The organism is Streptomyces sp. NPDC048484 (assembly GCF_040651415.1).
Taxonomy (GTDB): Bacteria; Actinomycetota; Actinomycetes; order Streptomycetales; family Streptomycetaceae; genus Streptomyces.
In genome coordinates this window covers 145,081-162,003 of the sequence record NZ_JBEZJY010000004.1, presented here as the reverse complement: position 1 = coordinate 162,003, position 16,923 = coordinate 145,081, and the positions used below count along the sequence as shown (strand labels likewise).

General features: G+C 69.3%; 12 protein-coding genes. 1 reads left to right on the top strand and 11 read right to left on the bottom strand.

What is annotated here, in order from left to right; all coding sequences use genetic code 11:
- Positions 1-159 precede the first annotated feature (159 nt).
- Positions 160-1,374 (top strand): fumarylacetoacetase, encoded by a 1,215-nt coding sequence (gene fahA, locus AB0D14_RS05470; protein ID WP_362775071.1) that lies wholly within the window; start codon positions 160-162, stop codon positions 1,372-1,374.
- A gap of 203 nt (positions 1,375-1,577) precedes the next feature.
- Here the strand turns inward: fahA and recQ are convergent, their stop codons facing one another.
- The 11 genes from recQ to nuoE form a co-directional block, all read right to left on the bottom strand.
- A complete protein-coding gene (recQ, locus tag AB0D14_RS05465) occupies positions 1,578-3,614 on the bottom strand; it encodes a DNA helicase RecQ (RefSeq protein ID WP_362775359.1) in 2,037 nt (678 codons plus the stop codon).
- A gap of 218 nt (positions 3,615-3,832) precedes the next feature.
- A complete protein-coding gene (gene nuoN / locus AB0D14_RS05460) occupies positions 3,833-5,497 on the bottom strand; it encodes an NADH-quinone oxidoreductase subunit NuoN (protein WP_362775069.1) in 1,665 nt (554 codons plus the stop codon).
- Positions 5,494-7,065, bottom strand: a complete 1,572-nt coding sequence (locus AB0D14_RS05455; protein ID WP_362775066.1) for an NADH-quinone oxidoreductase subunit M — start codon at positions 7,063-7,065, stop codon at positions 5,494-5,496. The genes nuoN and AB0D14_RS05455 overlap by 4 nt, the downstream gene beginning before the upstream one ends.
- Positions 7,066-7,070: 5 nt before the next feature.
- Entirely contained in the window at positions 7,071-8,966 is a 1,896-nt protein-coding gene (gene nuoL / locus AB0D14_RS05450) for an NADH-quinone oxidoreductase subunit L (RefSeq protein WP_362775063.1), read from the bottom strand.
- Between the two features lie 15 nt (positions 8,967-8,981).
- Positions 8,982-9,281: an NADH-quinone oxidoreductase subunit NuoK gene (gene nuoK, locus AB0D14_RS05445; RefSeq protein ID WP_020130147.1), complete on the bottom strand. Its 300-nt coding sequence runs from the start codon at positions 9,279-9,281 to the stop codon at positions 8,982-8,984.
- A complete protein-coding gene (locus AB0D14_RS05440) occupies positions 9,278-10,129 on the bottom strand; it encodes an NADH-quinone oxidoreductase subunit J (protein ID WP_362775060.1) in 852 nt (283 codons plus the stop codon). The genes nuoK and AB0D14_RS05440 overlap by 4 nt, the downstream gene beginning before the upstream one ends.
- Positions 10,126-10,767, bottom strand: coding sequence for an NADH-quinone oxidoreductase subunit NuoI (nuoI, locus tag AB0D14_RS05435; RefSeq protein ID WP_362775057.1), 642 nt, complete (start codon positions 10,765-10,767; stop codon positions 10,126-10,128). Before nuoI ends, AB0D14_RS05440 begins: the two co-directional genes overlap by 4 nt.
- A complete protein-coding gene (gene nuoH / locus AB0D14_RS05430) occupies positions 10,760-12,148 on the bottom strand; it encodes an NADH-quinone oxidoreductase subunit NuoH (protein ID WP_362775054.1) in 1,389 nt (462 codons plus the stop codon). The genes nuoI and nuoH overlap by 8 nt, the downstream gene beginning before the upstream one ends.
- A complete protein-coding gene (locus AB0D14_RS05425) occupies positions 12,145-14,649 on the bottom strand; it encodes an NADH-quinone oxidoreductase subunit G (RefSeq protein ID WP_362775051.1) in 2,505 nt (834 codons plus the stop codon). The genes nuoH and AB0D14_RS05425 overlap by 4 nt, the downstream gene beginning before the upstream one ends.
- Complete coding sequence (nuoF, locus tag AB0D14_RS05420) at positions 14,646-16,022, bottom strand: NADH-quinone oxidoreductase subunit NuoF (protein ID WP_362775048.1); 1,377 nt, start codon at positions 16,020-16,022, stop codon at positions 14,646-14,648. Before nuoF ends, AB0D14_RS05425 begins: the two co-directional genes overlap by 4 nt.
- A 5-nt stretch (positions 16,023-16,027) precedes the next feature.
- Positions 16,028-16,861: an NADH-quinone oxidoreductase subunit NuoE gene (nuoE, locus tag AB0D14_RS05415; protein WP_362775357.1), complete on the bottom strand. Its 834-nt coding sequence runs from the start codon at positions 16,859-16,861 to the stop codon at positions 16,028-16,030.
- Positions 16,862-16,923: the final 62 nt, after the last annotated feature.

The following is a 16,923-nucleotide window of genomic DNA, read 5'->3' as shown; positions in this document are numbered from 1 at the left end:
CGGACCCACCCCGTCCGCGCCCCCTGAAGGAAGCTAAGCCGGAATCAACCACTCCGACCCCACCCTTAATCGGACATTGCGAACTCTTTAGACACTGCCCGCGAGCGGCACCTCCCCGTAACGTGTGCCGCACCCACACGGAAAGCGAGGCAGCATCCCATGCCCCCCTTCGATGTCCCCGAGGGCGATCCCTTCGGCCCGCACAATCTTCCGTACGGCGTTTTCTCCCTGAGCGGCTCCGACCACCGGAGCGTGGGCGTCCGGCTGGGCGACCACGTCCTCGACGCGGGGGCCGCCGCGGTGGAACTCGGCTCTCCGTACGCCACCCTGCTCGCCCGGCCCTCCCTGAACCCGCTGCTCGCGGCCGGCCGCACGGCGTGGTCGGACGTGCGGCGGGCGCTCACCGCGTGGGTGACGGTGCCCGCCCACCGCGAGAGCATCGCCCCCTTGCTCCACCCGCTCTCCGAGGTGACCCTCCACCTCCCCTTCGAGGTCGCCGACTACGTCGACTTCTACGCCTCCGAGAACCACGCCCGTAACGTCGGCCGGATCTTCCGCCCCGACGCCGAGGACTCCCTCACCCCCAACTGGAAGCACCTGCCCATCGGTTACCACGGCCGGTCGGGCACCGTCGTGGTCTCCGGGACCGACGTCGTACGCCCCGCGGGGCAGCGCAAGGCCCCGGCGGACCCGGCGCCCGTCTTCGGCCCGTCCGTCCGGCTGGACATCGAGGCGGAGGTCGGCTTCGTCGTCGGCACGCCCTCCACGATGGGCACTCCGGTGCCGCTGGACGACTTCCGCGACCACGTCTTCGGGCTCTGCCTCCTCAACGACTGGTCCGCGCGCGACCTCCAGGCCTGGGAGTACGTGCCCCTCGGCCCCTTCCTCGGCAAGTCCTTCGCCACGTCGGTGTCGGCCTGGATCACCCCGCTCGACGCATTGGAGGACGCCCGGGTCGCGCCCCCCGCACGCACGCACCCCCTCCTCCCCTACCTGGACGACGCCTCGCAGGACCCCGGCGGCTACGACTTGCGTATCTCCGTCGCCATCAACGGCCACGTGGTGTCCGAGCCCCCGTTCTCCACGATGTACTGGACGGCCGCCCAGCAACTGGCCCACCTGACCGTGAACGGAGCCTCGCTGCGCACGGGCGACCTGTACGGGTCGGGCACCGTGAGCGGGGCCTCGGATGGCGAACGGGGCTCGCTCCTGGAGCTGACCTGGAACGGCCGGGACACCCTCGAACTCCCCGACGGAAAGCGGACGTTCCTGGAGGACGGCGACACGGTGACGCTGACCGCGTGGGCGCCCGGTCCTGACGGCACGCGTGTCGGCCTCGGTGAGGTGAGCGGCCGCATCGCGCCCGGCGCGTAGCCGTACGCCTGCGGCGTTAACGTTGGTGTTCGCTGACGCGGGGTTGTTCGGATCTGCGGGCCGGTGGGGGCTTGTCGCGCAGTTCCCCGCGCCCCGTGGGTTCGTGGGGCTTGCGGGCGTGTGTCGGGGACCGCCGTGTGGGGGCTGAGCACGCCGTTCCCCGCGCCCCTGAGGGGGTGCGGCCTTCTCAGGGGTGCGGCCTTCTAGGCCCAGTCCTCCGGTTCCGGCTCTGCCTCTATTTCCGGCCAGTGCAGGCCGGGGTCCCCGTCGCTTCGCCGTTGTGAAGTCGGCGCCGGCTCCGGACTCGGGGCACCGCTCGATGCGGTCTCCGCTGCCCCGGCGGGCCGCTCCAGGGACGCGAGCACCCCGACCACGCCCTCCCCGTACGTCCCGAGCTTCTTCTCGCCGATGCCGCTGATGCCGCCCAGCTCCGTGACGGTGGTGGGCCACAGCGTGGCGATCTCCCGCAGCGTGGCGTCGTGGAAGATGACGTACGCCGGGACGCCCTGCTCCTTGGCCTGCCCGGCACGCCAGGCGCGCAGAGCCTCGAAGGCGGGCAGCAGCTCGGAGGGCATCTCGGCCGCCGCGGCCGCGGCCTTGGCCTTGCGCTCGGCCCGGTTGGAACCCGATGAACCCGACGAGGCGGACGAACCCCGGGAGGTCACCGGCTTCGGCTGCTCCTTGCGCAGCGGCACATCCCGCTCGCGCCGCAGGACCGTCCCGCTCGCCTCGGTCAGTACCAGCGTCCCGTACGCACCCTCGACCGCGAGGAGGCCCTGGGCCAGCATCTGCCGTACGACACCGCGCCACGCGCCCTCGTCCAGCTCCTCGCCGATGCCGAACACGGACATCTGGTCGTGGTCGAACTGAATGACCTTGGCCGTCTTGCGGCCGAGCAGGATGTCGACGATCTGGATCGCCCCGAACTTCTGCCCCCGCTCGCGCTGCAGCCGCACCACGGTGGACAGCACCTTCTGGGCCGCGACCGTGCCGTCCCAGGTCTCGGGCGGGACCAGGCACGTGTCGCAGTTCCCGCAGGCCTCGGTCGTGGGGTCCTGGCCGAAGTAGGCAAGCAGCTGGCCGCGCCTGCACTGGACCGTCTCGCACAGGGCGAGCATCGCTTCGAGATGTGCGGAGGCCCGGCGACGGAACGCCTCGTCGCCTTCGCTCGACTGGATCATCTTGCGCTGCTGTATGACGTCGTTCAGCCCGTAGGCCATCCAGGCCGTGGACGGCAGTCCGTCGCGGCCCGCGCGGCCCGTCTCCTGGTAGTAGCCCTCGACGGACTTCGGCAGGTCGAGGTGGGCGACGAACCGGACGTCCGGCTTGTCGATGCCCATGCCGAAGGCGATGGTCGCGCACACCACCAGGCCGTCCTCGCGCAGGAACCGCGACTGGTGGGCGGCGCGCGTGCCCGCGTCCAGGCCCGCGTGGTACGGCACCGCCGCGACGCCGTTGCGGGCGAGGAACTCCGCCGTCTTCTCGACGGAGTTGCGCGAGAGGCAGTACACGATGCCCGCGTCGCCCGCGTGCTCCTCCTGGAGAAAGGACAGGAGCTGCTTCTTGGGATCGGCCTTCGGCACGATCCGGTACTGGATGTTGGGCCGGTCGAAGCTGGCCTCGAAGTGCCGGGCGTCCGGCATGCCCAGGCGCTGCGTGATCTCCTGGTGCGTCGCGTGCGTGGCCGTCGCCGTCAGCGCGATGCGCGGTACGTCCGGCCAGCGCTCGCCCAGCAGCGAGAGCGCCAGGTAGTCGGGGCGGAAGTCGTGGCCCCACTGGGCCACGCAGTGCGCCTCGTCGATGGCGAAGACGGAGATCTTGCCACGCTTGAGAAGGTCGAGGGTGGACTCCAGGCGCAGCCGCTCCGGTGCGAGATAGATCACGTCGAGTTCGCCCGCGAGGAACTCGGCCTCGACCGTGCGCCGCTCGTCGAAGTCCTGCGTGGAGTTCATGAACCCGGCGCGCACGCCGAGCGCCCGCAGCGCGTCCACCTGGTCCTGCATCAGTGCGATGAGGGGCGAGACCACCACACCCGTACCCGGCCTGACCAGGGCCGGGATCTGATAGCAGAGCGACTTGCCGCCGCCCGTCGGCATGAGGACGACCGCGTCCCCGCCGCTCACCACATGCTCGATGACGGCTTCCTGCTCACCTCGGAAGGTCTCGTAACCGAAGACCCGGTGGAGCGTGCCGAGCGCTTCGCTCTCCGCCACCTCTGTCATCACACCCGTCCCGCCCATCGTCCCGTCCCCCGTACGTCGTGCCTCGACCACTGCGTCCACGATAGAGGTCCGCACCGACAGCCTCAGAGTTATCCACAGGCTGCGACGGAGTATCTGCGGAACACGCCTGCCCGTCCGCCCCGCAGAACGGCTCGGGCCCCGGTTCCCGACGGAACCGGGGCCCGGGGCCCGAGGACCACGACGCCGGCGGGCGCGTACGGCCGCCGGCTCCGCTGTCAGCGGACGAAGACGCCCGCCTGTCCTGCCAGATCGAGGAAGTACTGCGGCGCCACACCGAGCACCAGTGTGACCGCCACGCCCACCGCGATCGCCGTCATCGTCAGGGGCGACGGCACGGCGACCGTCGGTCCGTCCGGACGCGGCTCGCTGAAGAACATCAGCACGATCACGCGGATGTAGAAGAACGCCGCGATGGCCGACGAGATCACACCGACCACGACCAGCGCGCCCGCGCCGCCCTCGGCCGCCGCCTTGAACACGGCGAACTTACCCGCGAAGCCGGAGGTCAGCGGGATGCCGGCGAAGGCCAGCAGGTAGACCGCGAACACGGCCGCCACCAGCGGTGACCTGCGGCCGAGGCCGGCCCACTTGGACAGATGTGTGGCCTCGCCGCCCGCGTCCCGGACGAGGGTGACCACGGCGAACGCGCCGATCGTCACGAACGAGTACGCCGCCAGGTAGAAGAGCACCGACGAGACACCGTCCGGCGTCGTCGCGATGACACCCGCGAGGATGAATCCCGCGTGCGCGATCGACGAGTACGCGAGAAGCCGCTTGATGTCGGTCTGGGTGATCGCGACGATCGCGCCGCCCAGCATGGTGACGACGGCGACGCCCATCATCACCGGCCGCCAGTCCCAGCGCAGGCCCGGCAGCACGACATACAGGAGCCTCAGCAGCGCGCCGAAGGCGGCCACCTTGGTCGCGGCGGCCATGAAGCCGGTCACCGGAGTCGGCGCGCCCTGGTACACGTCCGGGGTCCACATGTGGAACGGCACCGCGCCGACCTTGAACAGCAGGCCCATGACGACCATCGCGGCGCCGATGAGCAGCAGCGCGTCGTTGCCCATGGTGCCGGCGAGTGCCGGGTTCACCGTCTCGACCGTGCCGTCGACGACCTGCGCGAGGGTCGCGTAGGACACCGAGCCGGCGTAGCCGTAGAGCAGGGCGATGCCGAAGAGGGTGAACGCGGAGGCGAAGGCGCCGAGCAGGAAGTACTTGACCGCCGCCTCCTGCGACATGATCCGCTTGCGGCGGGCCACGGCGCACAGCAGGTAGAGCGGCAGGGAGAAGACCTCCAGCGCGATGAACAGCGTCAGCAGGTCGTTCGCCGCCGGGAAGACGAGCATGCCGCCGATCGCGAAGAGCAGCAGCGGGAACACCTCGGTGGTGGTGAACCCCGCCTTGACCGCGGCCTTCTCGCTGTCGCTGCCCGGCACGGACGCGGCCTGCGCGGCGAACGAGTCGACGCGGTTGCCGTGCGCCACGGGGTCGAGGCGCCGCTCGGCGAACGTGAACACGCCCAGCACGCCCGTCAGCAGGATCGTGCCCTGCAGGAAGAGCGCGGGCCCGTCGACGGCGATGGCGCCCATCGCGGCGATGCCGGCCTTCGTGGCGCCGTATCCGCTCGCCGCGAGCCCGACGACCGCGGCGAACGCGGCGGCGAGAGCGACTACGGACACGAAGATCTGCACGTAGTAGCGGGACCTGCGGGGCACGAAGGCCTCGACCAGGATCCCGACGACCGCCGCTCCGATGACGATCAGCGTGGGCGCCAACTGCCCGTACTCGATCTTCGGCGCGGGGATCTTGTCGATCTGCCCGTTGACAGATGCGGTCGCCGACATTGTCCACAGGCTGTGGACGGCTGTTGCGCTCACTTGGCGGCCTCCACGTCGGGCTTCGGGTCTTTCTTGTGTACGTCCGACATGGTCTGTTTGACCGCCGGGTTGACGATGTCGGTGAGGGGCTTCGGGTAGACGCCGAGGAAGATCAGCAGGGCGATCAGCGGGGTGACCACCAGAAGCTCCCGCACCTTGAGGTCGGGCATGGCCGAGACCTCGGGCTTCACCGGGCCCGTCATCGTCCGCTGGTAGAGGACGAGCGTGTAGAGCGCGGCGAGGACGATGCCGAAGGTGGCGATGATCCCGATCACCGGGTAGCGCGCGAACGTGCCGACCAGGACCAGGAACTCACTCACGAACGGCGCGAGCCCCGGTAGTGACAGTGTCGCGAGGCTGCCGATCAGGAAGGTGCCGGCGAGCACCGGGGCGACTTTCTGCACCCCTCCGTAGTCGGCGATCAGGCGTGAGCCGCGCCGCGAGATCAGGAAGCCGGCCACCAGCATCAGTGCGGCGGTCGAGATCCCGTGGTTGACCATGTAGAGCGTGGCGCCCGACTGCCCCTGGCTGGTCATCGCGAAGATGCCCATGATGATGAACCCGAAGTGCGAGATCGACGCGTACGCCACCAGGCGCTTGATGTCACGCTGGCCGACCGCGAGCAGCGCCCCGTAGATGATGCTGATCAGGGCGAGTACGAGGATGACCGGCGTCGCCCACTTCGAGGCCTCCGGGAAGAGCTGGAGGCAGAAGCGGAGCATCGCGAAGGTGCCGACCTTGTCGACCACCGCCGTGATCAGTACGGCGACCGGGGCGGTGGACTCCCCCATGGCGTTGGGCAGCCAGGTGTGGAGCGGCCACAGGGGCGCCTTCACCGCGAAGGCGAAGAAGAAGCCGAGGAACAGCCATCGTTCGGTGTTGGTCGCCATGTCGAGCGAGCCGTTGGCCCGGGCCTCGGCGATCGCCTGGAGCGAGAAGTTCCCGGCCACCACGTAGAGGCCGATCACGGCGGCCAGCATGATCAGGCCGCCGGCCAGGTTGTAGAGGAGGAACTTGACGGCGGCGTACGAGCGTTGCGCCGCCGCGTGTTCGTCCGAGCCCGCGTGGGCGCGGTCTCCGAAGCCGCCGATGAGGAAGTACATCGGGATGAGCATGGCTTCGAAGAAGATGTAGAAGAGGAAGACGTCGGTGGCCTCGAAGGAGATGATCACCATCGCCTCGACGGCGAGGATCAGGGCGAAGAAGCCCTGCGTCGGCCGCCACCGGCTGCTGTGTGTCTCCAGCGGGTCGGCGTCGTGCCAGCCCGCGAGGATGATGAACGGCATCAGCAGGGCGGTCAGCGCGATCAGCGCCACCGCGATGCCGTCCACGCCCAGCTCGTACCGCACCCCGAAGTCCGCGATCCAGGCGTGCGATTCGGTGAGCTGGTAACGGTCGCCGTCGGGGTCGAAGCGGACCAGGACGAGGACGGCGAGGGCCAGGGTGGCGAGCGAGACGAGCAGCGCCAGCCATTTGGCGGCGGTGCGGCGGGCGGCCGGCACGGCGGCCGTGGCGATCGCCCCGATCGCCGGGAGCGCCGCCGTCGCTGTCAGCAGAGGAAAGGACATCGGTATCAGACCGCCCTCATCAGCAGGGTCGCGGCGATGAGGATCGCCGCACCGCCGAACATCGAGACGGCGTACGAGCGCGCGTAGCCGTTCTGCAGCTTGCGGAGCCGTCCGGAGAGACCGCCCATGGAGGCCGCCGTGCCGTTGACGACCCCGTCGACCAGGGTGTGGTCGACGTACACGAGGGAACGGGTGAGGTGCTCGCCGCCGCGTACGAGGACGACGTGGTTGAAGTCGTCCTGGAGCAGGTCGCGCCGGGCGGCCCGGGTGAGCAGGGAGCCGCGCGGGGCGACGACCGGCACAGGACGGCGCCCGTACTGGACGTAGGCGAGGCCGACGCCGATGACGAGCACGACCATGGTGGAGAGCGTGACCGTCGTCGCGCTGATCGGCGGGTGTCCGTGCGCGTGTTCGGTGACGGGCTCCAGCCAGTGCAGGAAGCGGTCGCCGATGCCGAAGAAACCACCCGCGAAGACCGATCCGAAGGCCAGCACGATCATCGGGATCGTCATGGACCTGGGGGACTCGTGCGGGTGCGGCTCGTGGCCGTTCTCGTCCGGCTGCCAGCGCTTCTCTCCGAAGAACGTCATCAGCATCACGCGCGTCATGTAGAAGGCGGTGATGGCCGCGCCCAGCAGAGCCACGCTGCCGAGGATCCAGCCCTCGGTGCCGCCCTTGGCGAAGGCAGCCTCGATGATCTTGTCCTTGGAGAAGAAGCCGGACAGCCCCGGGAAGCCGATGATGGCGAGATAGCCGAGGCCGAACGTCACGAAGGTGACCGGCATGTGCTTGCGCAGGCCGCCGTACTTCCTCATGTCGACCTCGTCGTTCATGCCGTGCATGACCGAACCGGCGCCGAGGAAGAGCCCGGCCTTGAAGAAGCCGTGGGTCACCAGGTGCATGATCGCGAAGACGTAGCCGATCGGGCCGAGGCCCGCCGCGAGGATCATGTAGCCGATCTGCGACATGGTCGAACCGGCGAGCGCCTTCTTGATGTCGTCCTTGGCGCAACCGACGATCGCACCGAAGAGGAGTGTGACCGCTCCGACGACGGTGGTGACCAGTTGGGCGTCCGGCGCGGCGTTGAAGATCGCCCCGGAGCGGACGATCAGGTAGACACCCGCGGTCACCATGGTCGCGGCGTGGATGAGGGCCGAGACCGGGGTCGGGCCCTCCATCGCGTCCCCGAGCCAGGACTGCAGCGGCACCTGGGCGGACTTGCCACAGGCGGCGAGCAGCAGCATCAGGCCGATGGCGGTGAGCTTGCCCTCGCCGGTCTCACCGGTGGCCTCCAGGACCGGCCCGAAGGCGAAGGTCCCGAAGGTGGTGAACATCAGCATGATGGCGATCGACAGGCCCATGTCGCCGACGCGGTTGACCAGGAAGGCCTTCTTCGCGGCGGTGGCGGCGCTGGGCTTGTGCTGCCAGAAGCCGATGAGCAGGTACGAGGCGAGGCCGACGCCCTCCCAGCCGACGTACAGCAGCAGGTAGTTGTCGGCGAGGACGAGCAGCAGCATCGCCGCGAGGAACAGGTTCAGATAGCCGAAGAAGCGGCGGCGGCGCTCATCGTGCTCCATGTACCCGATCGAGTACACGTGGATGAGCGAGCCGACTCCGGTGATCAGCAGCACGAACGTCATCGACAACTGGTCGAGCTGGAAGGCGACGTCCGCCTGGAAGCCCTCGACGGGGATCCAGCTGAACAGATGTTGGGCGAGGGCCCGGTGCTCCGCGTCCTTGCCGAGCATGTCGGCGAAGAGGATCGCGCCGATCACGAAGGAGGCGGACGCGAGAGCCGTGCCGATCCAGTGGCCGACGGCGTCGAGCCGCCTGCCGCCGCACAGCAGTACGGCCGCTCCGAGCAGAGGCGCTGCCACCAGCAGCGCAATCAGATTCTCCACGATTCCAGCGACCCCTTACAGCTTCATCAGGCTGGCGTCGTCGACCGAGGCCGAGTGGCGGGAACGGAACAGCGACACGATGATCGCGAGCCCGACCACGACCTCCGCGGCGGCGACGACCATCGTGAAGAACGCGATGATCTGGCCGTCGAGATTGCCGTGCATACGGGAGAAGGTGACGAACGCGAGGTTGCAGGCGTTGAGCATCAGCTCGATACACATGAACACCACGATCGCGTTCCGCCTGATCAGGACGCCCGTGGCGCCGATCGTGAACAACAGGGCGGCGAGGTAGAGGTAGTTGACGGGGTTCACTTCGCGGCCTCCTCTTCACGGTCTTCGCGGTCTTCGCGGCCGAGCCGGTCCCCGGCACGCTGTTCCAGGGCCTTCAGGTCCTTGATGGCCTCGTCCGACACATCACGGATCTGACCGCGCTCGCGCAGCGTGCTGATGACGGTCAGCTCGGACGGGGTGCCGTCCGGGAGGAGACCGGGGATGTCCACCGCGTTGTGCCGGGCGTAGACGCCGGGGGCGGGCAGCGGCGGAAGCTGCTTGTTCGCCCGTACGCGTTCCCCGGCCATCTCGCGCTGGGTCTTGGGCCGCTCGGTGCGCTCGCGGTGGGTGAGCACCATGGCGCCGACGGCGGCCGTGATGAGCAGGGCTCCGGTGATCTCGAAGGCGAAGACGTACTTCGTGAAGATGAGGGCGGCGAGCCCCTCCACGTTGCCTCCGGCATTGGCCTGGGTCAGGCCGGTGAACTCCTCCAGTGACGCGTTGCCGATGCCCGCGAACAGCAGGATCCCGAATCCGAGGCCGCACAGGAGAGCCAGCCAGCGCTGGCCCTTGATGGTCTCCGTCAGGGAGTCCGCCGCGGTGACTCCGACGAGCATGACCACGAAGAGGAACAGCATCATGATCGCGCCGGTGTAGACGACGACCTGCACGATGCCCAGGAAGTACGCGCCGTTGGCGAGGTAGAACACCGCCAGGATGATCATGGTTCCGGCGAGGCAGAGCGCGCTGTGCACGGACTTCTTCATGAAGACGGTGCACAGGGCGCCGATCACGGCGACGCTACCGAGGACCCAGAACTGGAAGGCCTCCCCGGTGGAGGCCGAGTAGGCCGCCAGGGAGGCGGTGTCGGCGGCGAGTTGCGCGCTCATCGGCCGATCACCTGCCCCGACGCCGGCTCGTCGGTGCCGAAGGTCGACGAGCCGTCCTGCGGGACCTCCCCCTTGGAGAAGGCGATCTGCGGCTCCGTACCCGGCGCGGCCTCGGTCACCAGCCCCTGGTAGTAGTCCTGCTCGTTCGTGCCCGGGAAGATCGAGTGCGGCGACTCGACCATGCCCTCTTCGAGGCCTGCGAGCAGCTGCTCCTTGGTGTAGATGAGGGCGGCGCGGCTGCTGTCGGCCAGCTCGAACTCGTTGGTCATCGTGAGCGCGCGCGTGGGGCACGCCTCGATGCACAGGCCGCACAGGATGCAGCGGGCGTAGTTGATCTGGTAGACCCGCCCGTACCGCTCCCCCGGGGAGTAGCGCTCCTCCTCCGTGTTCTCCGCGCCCTCCACATAGATGGCGTCCGCGGGGCAGGCCCAGGCGCACAGTTCGCAGCCGATGCACTTCTCCAGGCCGTCCGGATGGCGGTTGAGCTGGTGCCGGCCGTGGAAGCGCGGGGCTGTGGTCTTCTCCTGCTCCGGATACTGCTCGGTCAGCCGCTTCTTGAACATGGCCTTGAAGGTCACGCCGAAGCCTGCGACGGGGTTCTGGAAACCGGGTTTGGTCTCCTTCTGCTCATCAGCCATCGGACGCCTCCTTTCCGTCACGAGGTCCTTCGGATTCGTCACTGCCAGTATCGGGTCCGCCACTGACAACCAGCTCCCGCTCCCGGCGCGGCTGCCGCCTGGGCACCGGCGGCAGCTCCTGTCCCGGCAGTGGCGGTACGGGATATCCGCCCGCCATCGGGTCGAAGGCGACGGGTTCCTCCGGCACCTCCCGGGCGTCCTTCCGGTCACGGAACATGTCGGCGACGAAGGAGAGCAGCAGCAGGACAAGGACGGCGGCGCCCACGTACAGCGCGATGTCGGCGAAGTCGTAGTTCTCGTTGCGCAGCGTCCGTACGGTCGCGACGAGCATCAGCCAGACCACGGAGACCGGGATCAGGACCTTCCAGCCGAGCTTCATCAGCTGGTCGTAGCGCACGCGGGGCAGCGTGCCGCGCAGCCAGATGAAGAAGAACAGCAGCAGCTGCACCTTGATGACGAACCACAGCATCGGCCACCAGCCGTGGTTGGCGCCCTCCCAGAAGGTGCTGATCGGCCAGGGGGCCCGCCAGCCGCCCAGGAAGAGCGTCACGGAGACCGCCGAGACGGTCACCATGTTCACGTACTCGGCGAGCATGAACAGCGCGAATTTGATGGACGAGTACTCGGTGTTGAAGCCGCCGACCAGGTCGCCCTCGGACTCCGGCATGTCGAACGGGGCGCGGTTGGTCTCGCCGATCATCGTCACGATGTAGATCAGGAACGACACCGGCAGCAGGACCACGAACCAGCGGTCCTCCTGCTGGGCCACGATCTCCGAGGTCGACATCGAGCCCGAGTACAGGAACACCGACGCGAACGCGGCGCCCATGGCGATCTCGTACGAGATCATCTGCGCGCACGAGCGCAAGCCGCCGAGCAGCGGATACGTCGACCCGGAGGACCAGCCCGCGAGGACGATCCCGTAGATGCCCACCGAGGCGACGGCCAGGATGTAGAGCATCGCGATCGGCAGGTCGGTGAGCTGCATCGTGGTGCGCTGGCCGAAGATCGAGATCTGGTTGTCGGCCGGTCCGAAGGGGATCACGGCGATCGCCATGAAGGCCGGGATCGCCGCGATGATCGGCGCGAGGACGTAGACGACCTTGTCCGCGCGTTTGACGATCAGGTCTTCCTTGAGCATCAGTTTGACGCCGTCGGCGAGCGACTGGAGCATGCCCCAGGGGCCGTGCCGGTTGGGGCCGATGCGCAGCTGCATCCAGGCGACGACCTTGCGCTCCCACACGATGGAGAAGAGCACGGTGATCATCAGGAAGGCGAAGCAGAAGACCGCCTTGATGACGACCAGCCACCAGACGTCGCGGCCGAACATGGAGAGGTCCTCCGCGGCCAGGTACGCCGGCGCGGCGAGGTTCGGGGTCATGCCTCCACCTCCTTGGGAGCCTCGGTGGCGAGCGTCGCCGGCCCGATGCGGACGAGTGCGCCGGGCAGCGCGCCCGTGTCCGAGGCGACGCCTCCCCCGGCGGAGTTCAGCGGCAGCCAGACCACGCGGTCGGGCATCTCCGTGATCTGCAGCGGGAGTTCGAGCACTCCGGCGGGCCCTGTCACGGCCAGCGTGTCGCCGTCCTTGACGCCCGCCTCGGCGGCCGTGGCGGCCGACACGCGCGCGTGTGCGGCGTGCCGGGTCCCGGCGAGTGCCTCGTCGCCCTCCTGGAGGCGGCCCCGGTCGAGCAGCAGCCGGTGTCCGGCGAGCACGGCCTCCCCGGCGGCGGGCCGCGGCGGCTGAGCCGCCGTTGCCAGGGGTTCGGTGGCGCGCGGCCCGTCCCAGGCGCCGAGCCGGTCCAGCTCCCATCGCGCGGTACGCAGGTCGGGCAGTCCCAGGTGTACGTCCATGGCGTCGGCCAGCATCTGCAGGACGCGCGCGTCGGTGGGCGCCACCCGGCGGGTCATCTGGTCGGGCTTGAGAGCGGCTTCGAACAGACGCGCCCGGCCCTCCCAGTTGAGGAAGGTGCCCGCCTTCTCGGCGACCGCGGCGACGGGCAGTACGACGTCCGCGTGCTCGGTGACCTCGCTGGGACGCAGTTCCAGCGACACCAGGAAGCCCACTTCGGAGAGTGCCGCACGCGCGCGCGTGGGATCGGGGAGGTCGGCGACCTCGACGCCCGCCACGACGAGCGCGGACAGTTCGCCGGTGGCGGCGGCCTCGACGATCTGTCCGGTGTCGCGGCCGTGCCGGTGCGGCAGTGCGGCGATCTTCCAGGCCTGGGTGACCTCGTCCCGCGCGCGCGGGTCGGTGGCCGGGCGTCCGCCGGGCAGCAGCGAGGGCATCGCTCCCGCCTCGATCGCGCCGCGCTCCCCGGCCCGGCGCGGAATCCACACCAGTTGGGCGCCGGTCGCGGTGGCGGCCCGTACGGCGGCGGTGAGCCCGCCCGCCACGGAGGCCAGCCGTTCACCGACGACGATCACGGCGCCCTCGGCGCGCAGCGCCTCGGCGGCCTTCGCCCCGTCGCCGTCCAGGCCGGCTCCGGAGGCGAGCGCGTCCAGCCACTTGGTCTCGGTGCCGGGGGCGGCCGACAGCAGCGTGCCGCCCGCCTTCTCCAGGCCGCGCGTCGCGTGCGTGGCCAGTGAGAAGGTCTTCTGTCCGTGTCCGCGCCAGGCCTTGCGGAGCCTCAGGAAGACGCCGGGCGCCTCCTCCTCGGACTCGATTCCGGCGAGCAGGACCGCGGGGGCCTTCTCCAGGGCGGTGTACGTGACGCCCGTACCGTCGAGGTCCCGGCCACGCCCTGCGACGCGGGCGGCCAGGAAGTCGGCCTCCTCGGCACTGTGCACGCGCGCGCGGAAGTCGATGTCGTTCGTGTCGAGGGCCACGCGCGCGAACTTGCTGTACGCGTAGGCGTCCTCGACGGTCAGCCGGCCGCCGGTGAGGACGCCGGCCCGGGAGCGGGCGGCCAGGAGCCCCTGGGCCGCCGCTTCCAGCGCCTCGGGCCACGAGGCGGGCTCCAGCTCACCGGACTCGTTCCGTACCAGGGGCGTCGTCAGCCGGTCCCGCTGCTGCGCGTACCGGAAGCCGAACCGCCCCTTGTCGCACAGCCACTCCTCGTTGACCTCGGGGTCCGTGGCCGCGAGGCGCCGCATGACCTTGCCGCGCCGGTGGTCGGTGCGGGTCGCACAGCCGCCGGAGCAGTGCTCGCACACCGAGGGCGACGAGACGAGGTCGAAGGGCCGGGAGCGGAAGCGGTACGCCGCCGAGGTGAGCGCTCCGACCGGGCAGATCTGGATGGTGTTCCCGGAGAAGTACGACTCGAAGGGGTCGCCCTCGCCGGTGCCGACCTGCTGGAGCGCGCCCCGCTCGATCAGTTCGATCATCGGGTCGCCCGCGACCTGGTTGGAGAACCGGGTGCAGCGGGCGCACAGCACGCACCGCTCACGGTCGAGCAGTACCTGCGTGGAGATCGGGACGGGCTTCTCGTACGTCCGCTTCTTGCCGTCGAAGCGGGATTCGGAGTAGCCGTGCGACATGGCCTGGTTCTGCAGTGGGCACTCGCCGCCCTTGTCGCAGACGGGGCAGTCCAGCGGGTGGTTGATGAGCAGGAGCTCCATCACACCCTTCTGGGCCTTCTCGGCGACAGGAGAGGTGAGGTGGGTCTTGACGACCATCCCGTCCGTACAGGTGATCGTGCAGGACGCCATGGGCTTGCGCTGGCCCTCGACCTCGACGATGCACTGGCGGCAGGCGCCGGCCGGGTCGAGGAGGGGGTGGTCGCAGAAGCGGGGGATCTCGATGCCGAGCTGTTCGGCGGCACGGATGACCAGGGTGCCCTTGGGCACGCTGATCTCGATGCCGTCGATGGTCAGCGAGACGAGATCTTCCGGCGGGACCGCCGCCTCCCCGCCCCCGGAGGGAGCGCTCGTGGTCACGGTCATGCGTTCACCTCCGTGTGCTTGTCCTTGTCGGCCCAGACCGTCGACTTGGCGGGGTCGAAGGGGCAGCCGCGGCCCGTGATGTGCTCCTCGTACTCCTCGCGGAAGTACTTGAGGGAGGAGAAGATCGGCGAGGCGGCGCCGTCGCCGAGGGCGCAGAAGGACTTGCCGTTGATGTTGTCGGCAATGTCGTTCAGCTTGTCGAGGTCGGACATGACGCCCTTGCCTGCCTCGATGTCGCGCAGCAACTGCACGAGCCAGTACGTCCCCTCACGGCAGGGCGTGCACTTGCCGCAGGACTCATGGGCGTAGAACTCGGTCCACCGGGTGACGGCCCGCACGACACAGGTCGTCTCGTCGAAGCACTGGAGTGCTTTCGTGCCGAGCATGGAACCCGCGGCGCCCACTCCTTCGTAGTCAAGAGGGACGTCGAGGTGCTCGTCGGTGAACATCGGGGTCGAGGAGCCGCCCGGCGTCCAGAACTTGAGGCGGTGTCCGGCCCGGATGCCGCCGCTCATGTCGAGGAGCTGCCGGAGCGTGATGCCGAGGGGGGCCTCGTACTGGCCGGGGCTGGTGACATGGCCGCTGAGCGAGTACAGCGTGAAGCCCGGGGACTTCTCGCTTCCCATCGAGCGGAACCATTCTTTGCCCTTGTGGAGGATCGCGGGAACCGACGCGATGGACTCGACGTTATTCACCACAGTCGGACAGGCGTAAAGACCCGCGACCGCAGGGAAAGGGGGACGAAGTCGCGGCTGTCCACGGCGGCCTTCGAGCGAGTCGAGCAGTGCGGTCTCCTCACCACAGATGTACGCGCCCGCACCCGCGTGCACGGTGAGCTGGAGGTCGAGTCCGCTGCCCAGGATGTTCTCGCCCAGGTAGCCCGCCGCGTGGGCCTCGCGTACGGCCTCGTGCAACCGCCGCAGCACGGGGACGACTTCACCACGCAGATAGATGAAGGCATGCGACGACCGGATCGCATAGCAGGCGATGACAATGCCCTCGATGAGGCTGTGCGGGTTCGCGAAGAGGAGCGGGATGTCCTTACAGGTCCCCGGTTCCGATTCGTCGGCGTTGACAACTAGATAGTGGGGCTTTCCATCACCCTGAGGAATGAACTGCCACTTCATTCCCGTGGGGAATCCCGCGCCACCGCGCCCGCGCAGACCGGATTCCTTCACGTACGCGATGAGGTCGTCCGGTGACATGGCGAGCGCCTTGCGCAGGCCCTCGTATCCGTCGTGCCTCCGGTACACGTCCAGCGACCAGGACTTGTCCTCGTCCCAGAAGGCCGACAGCACCGGTGTGAGCAGCTTCTCGGGGCTGTTGTCCCCGCCGGCCCCCGGCTGGGAGGTGCCCCCGTATTGAGTGGACAAGGTCGTCACTCCCCCTCCTCGGCGGCGGGCCCGGCCGGGTGGTCCGGGTCGGAGGCCGACGTGTCCTGCGGTGCGTCGTGCGAACTGAGGTGCTCGGACGGTGACGGGTCGTGCGGCGCCTCGTCCCGGGAGGCTCCGGGAGCTCCGGAACCGCGCGGGTGCACCACGCGCGCGGGGGCCGTCTCCCCCTTGGCCAGCCTGAGGCCGACCAGCGAGGCGGGGCCCACGGCGCCGCTCGCCTCGACCGCGCCGGGGCGCTCGTCGGGGAAGCCCGCCAGGATGCGGGCGGTGTCCTTGAACGTGCACAGCGGGGCACCGCGCGTCGGCTCGACCTGCGTTCCCGCGCGCAGGTCGTCGACGAGACTCTTCGCGCTCGCCACGGTCTGGTTGTCGAAGAACTCCCAGTTGACCATCACGACCGGCGCGAAGTCGCAGGCCGCGTTGCACTCGATGTGCTCCAGGGTGACCAAGCCGTCGTCGGTGGTCTCGCCGTTGCCGATACCGAGGTGGTCCTGCAGGGACTCGAAGATCGCGTCGCCGCCCATGACCGCGCACAGCGTGTTGGTGCAGACGCCCACCTGGTAGTCGCCGCTCGGCTTGCGGCGGTACATGGAGTAGAAGGTCGCGACGGCGGTCACCTCGGCCGTGGTGAGGTCGAGCATCTCCGCGCAGAACCGCTGCCCCGTGCGCGTGACATGGCCTTCCTCCGACTGCACGAGGTGCAGCAGCGGGAGGAGGGCGGACCGGGAGTCCGGGTAGCGGGCGATGATCTCGCGCGCGTCCGCCTCAAGCCTGGCCCGGACGTCGTCCGGATACGCCGGGGGTGGCAGTTGTGGCATGCCCAGGCCGACGCCCTGTGGCTGTACGCCCTGTGGTCGTGAGCCCTGTGGCTGTACGCCCT

What these genes read in the sequence shown, in the direction of transcription:
- fahA (WP_362775071.1), top strand. Translation starts at nt 160, where the DNA reads ATGCCCCCCTTCGATGTCCCCGAGGGCGATCCCTTCGGCCCGCACAAT.
- recQ (WP_362775359.1), bottom strand. Translation starts at nt 3,614, where the DNA reads ATGGGCGGGACGGGTGTGATGACAGAGGTGGCGGAGAGCGAAGCGCTC.
- AB0D14_RS05455 (WP_362775066.1), bottom strand. Translation starts at nt 7,065, where the DNA reads ATGTCCTTTCCTCTGCTGACAGCGACGGCGGCGCTCCCGGCGATCGGG.
- AB0D14_RS05440 (WP_362775060.1), bottom strand. Translation starts at nt 10,129, where the DNA reads ATGAGCGCGCAACTCGCCGCCGACACCGCCTCCCTGGCGGCCTACTCG.
- nuoI (WP_362775057.1), bottom strand. Translation starts at nt 10,767, where the DNA reads ATGGCTGATGAGCAGAAGGAGACCAAACCCGGTTTCCAGAACCCCGTC.
- nuoH (WP_362775054.1), bottom strand. Translation starts at nt 12,148, where the DNA reads ATGACCCCGAACCTCGCCGCGCCGGCGTACCTGGCCGCGGAGGACCTC.
- AB0D14_RS05425 (WP_362775051.1), bottom strand. Translation starts at nt 14,649, where the DNA reads ATGACCGTGACCACGAGCGCTCCCTCCGGGGGCGGGGAGGCGGCGGTC.
- nuoE (WP_362775357.1), bottom strand. Translation starts at nt 16,861, where the DNA reads ATGCCACAACTGCCACCCCCGGCGTATCCGGACGACGTCCGGGCCAGG.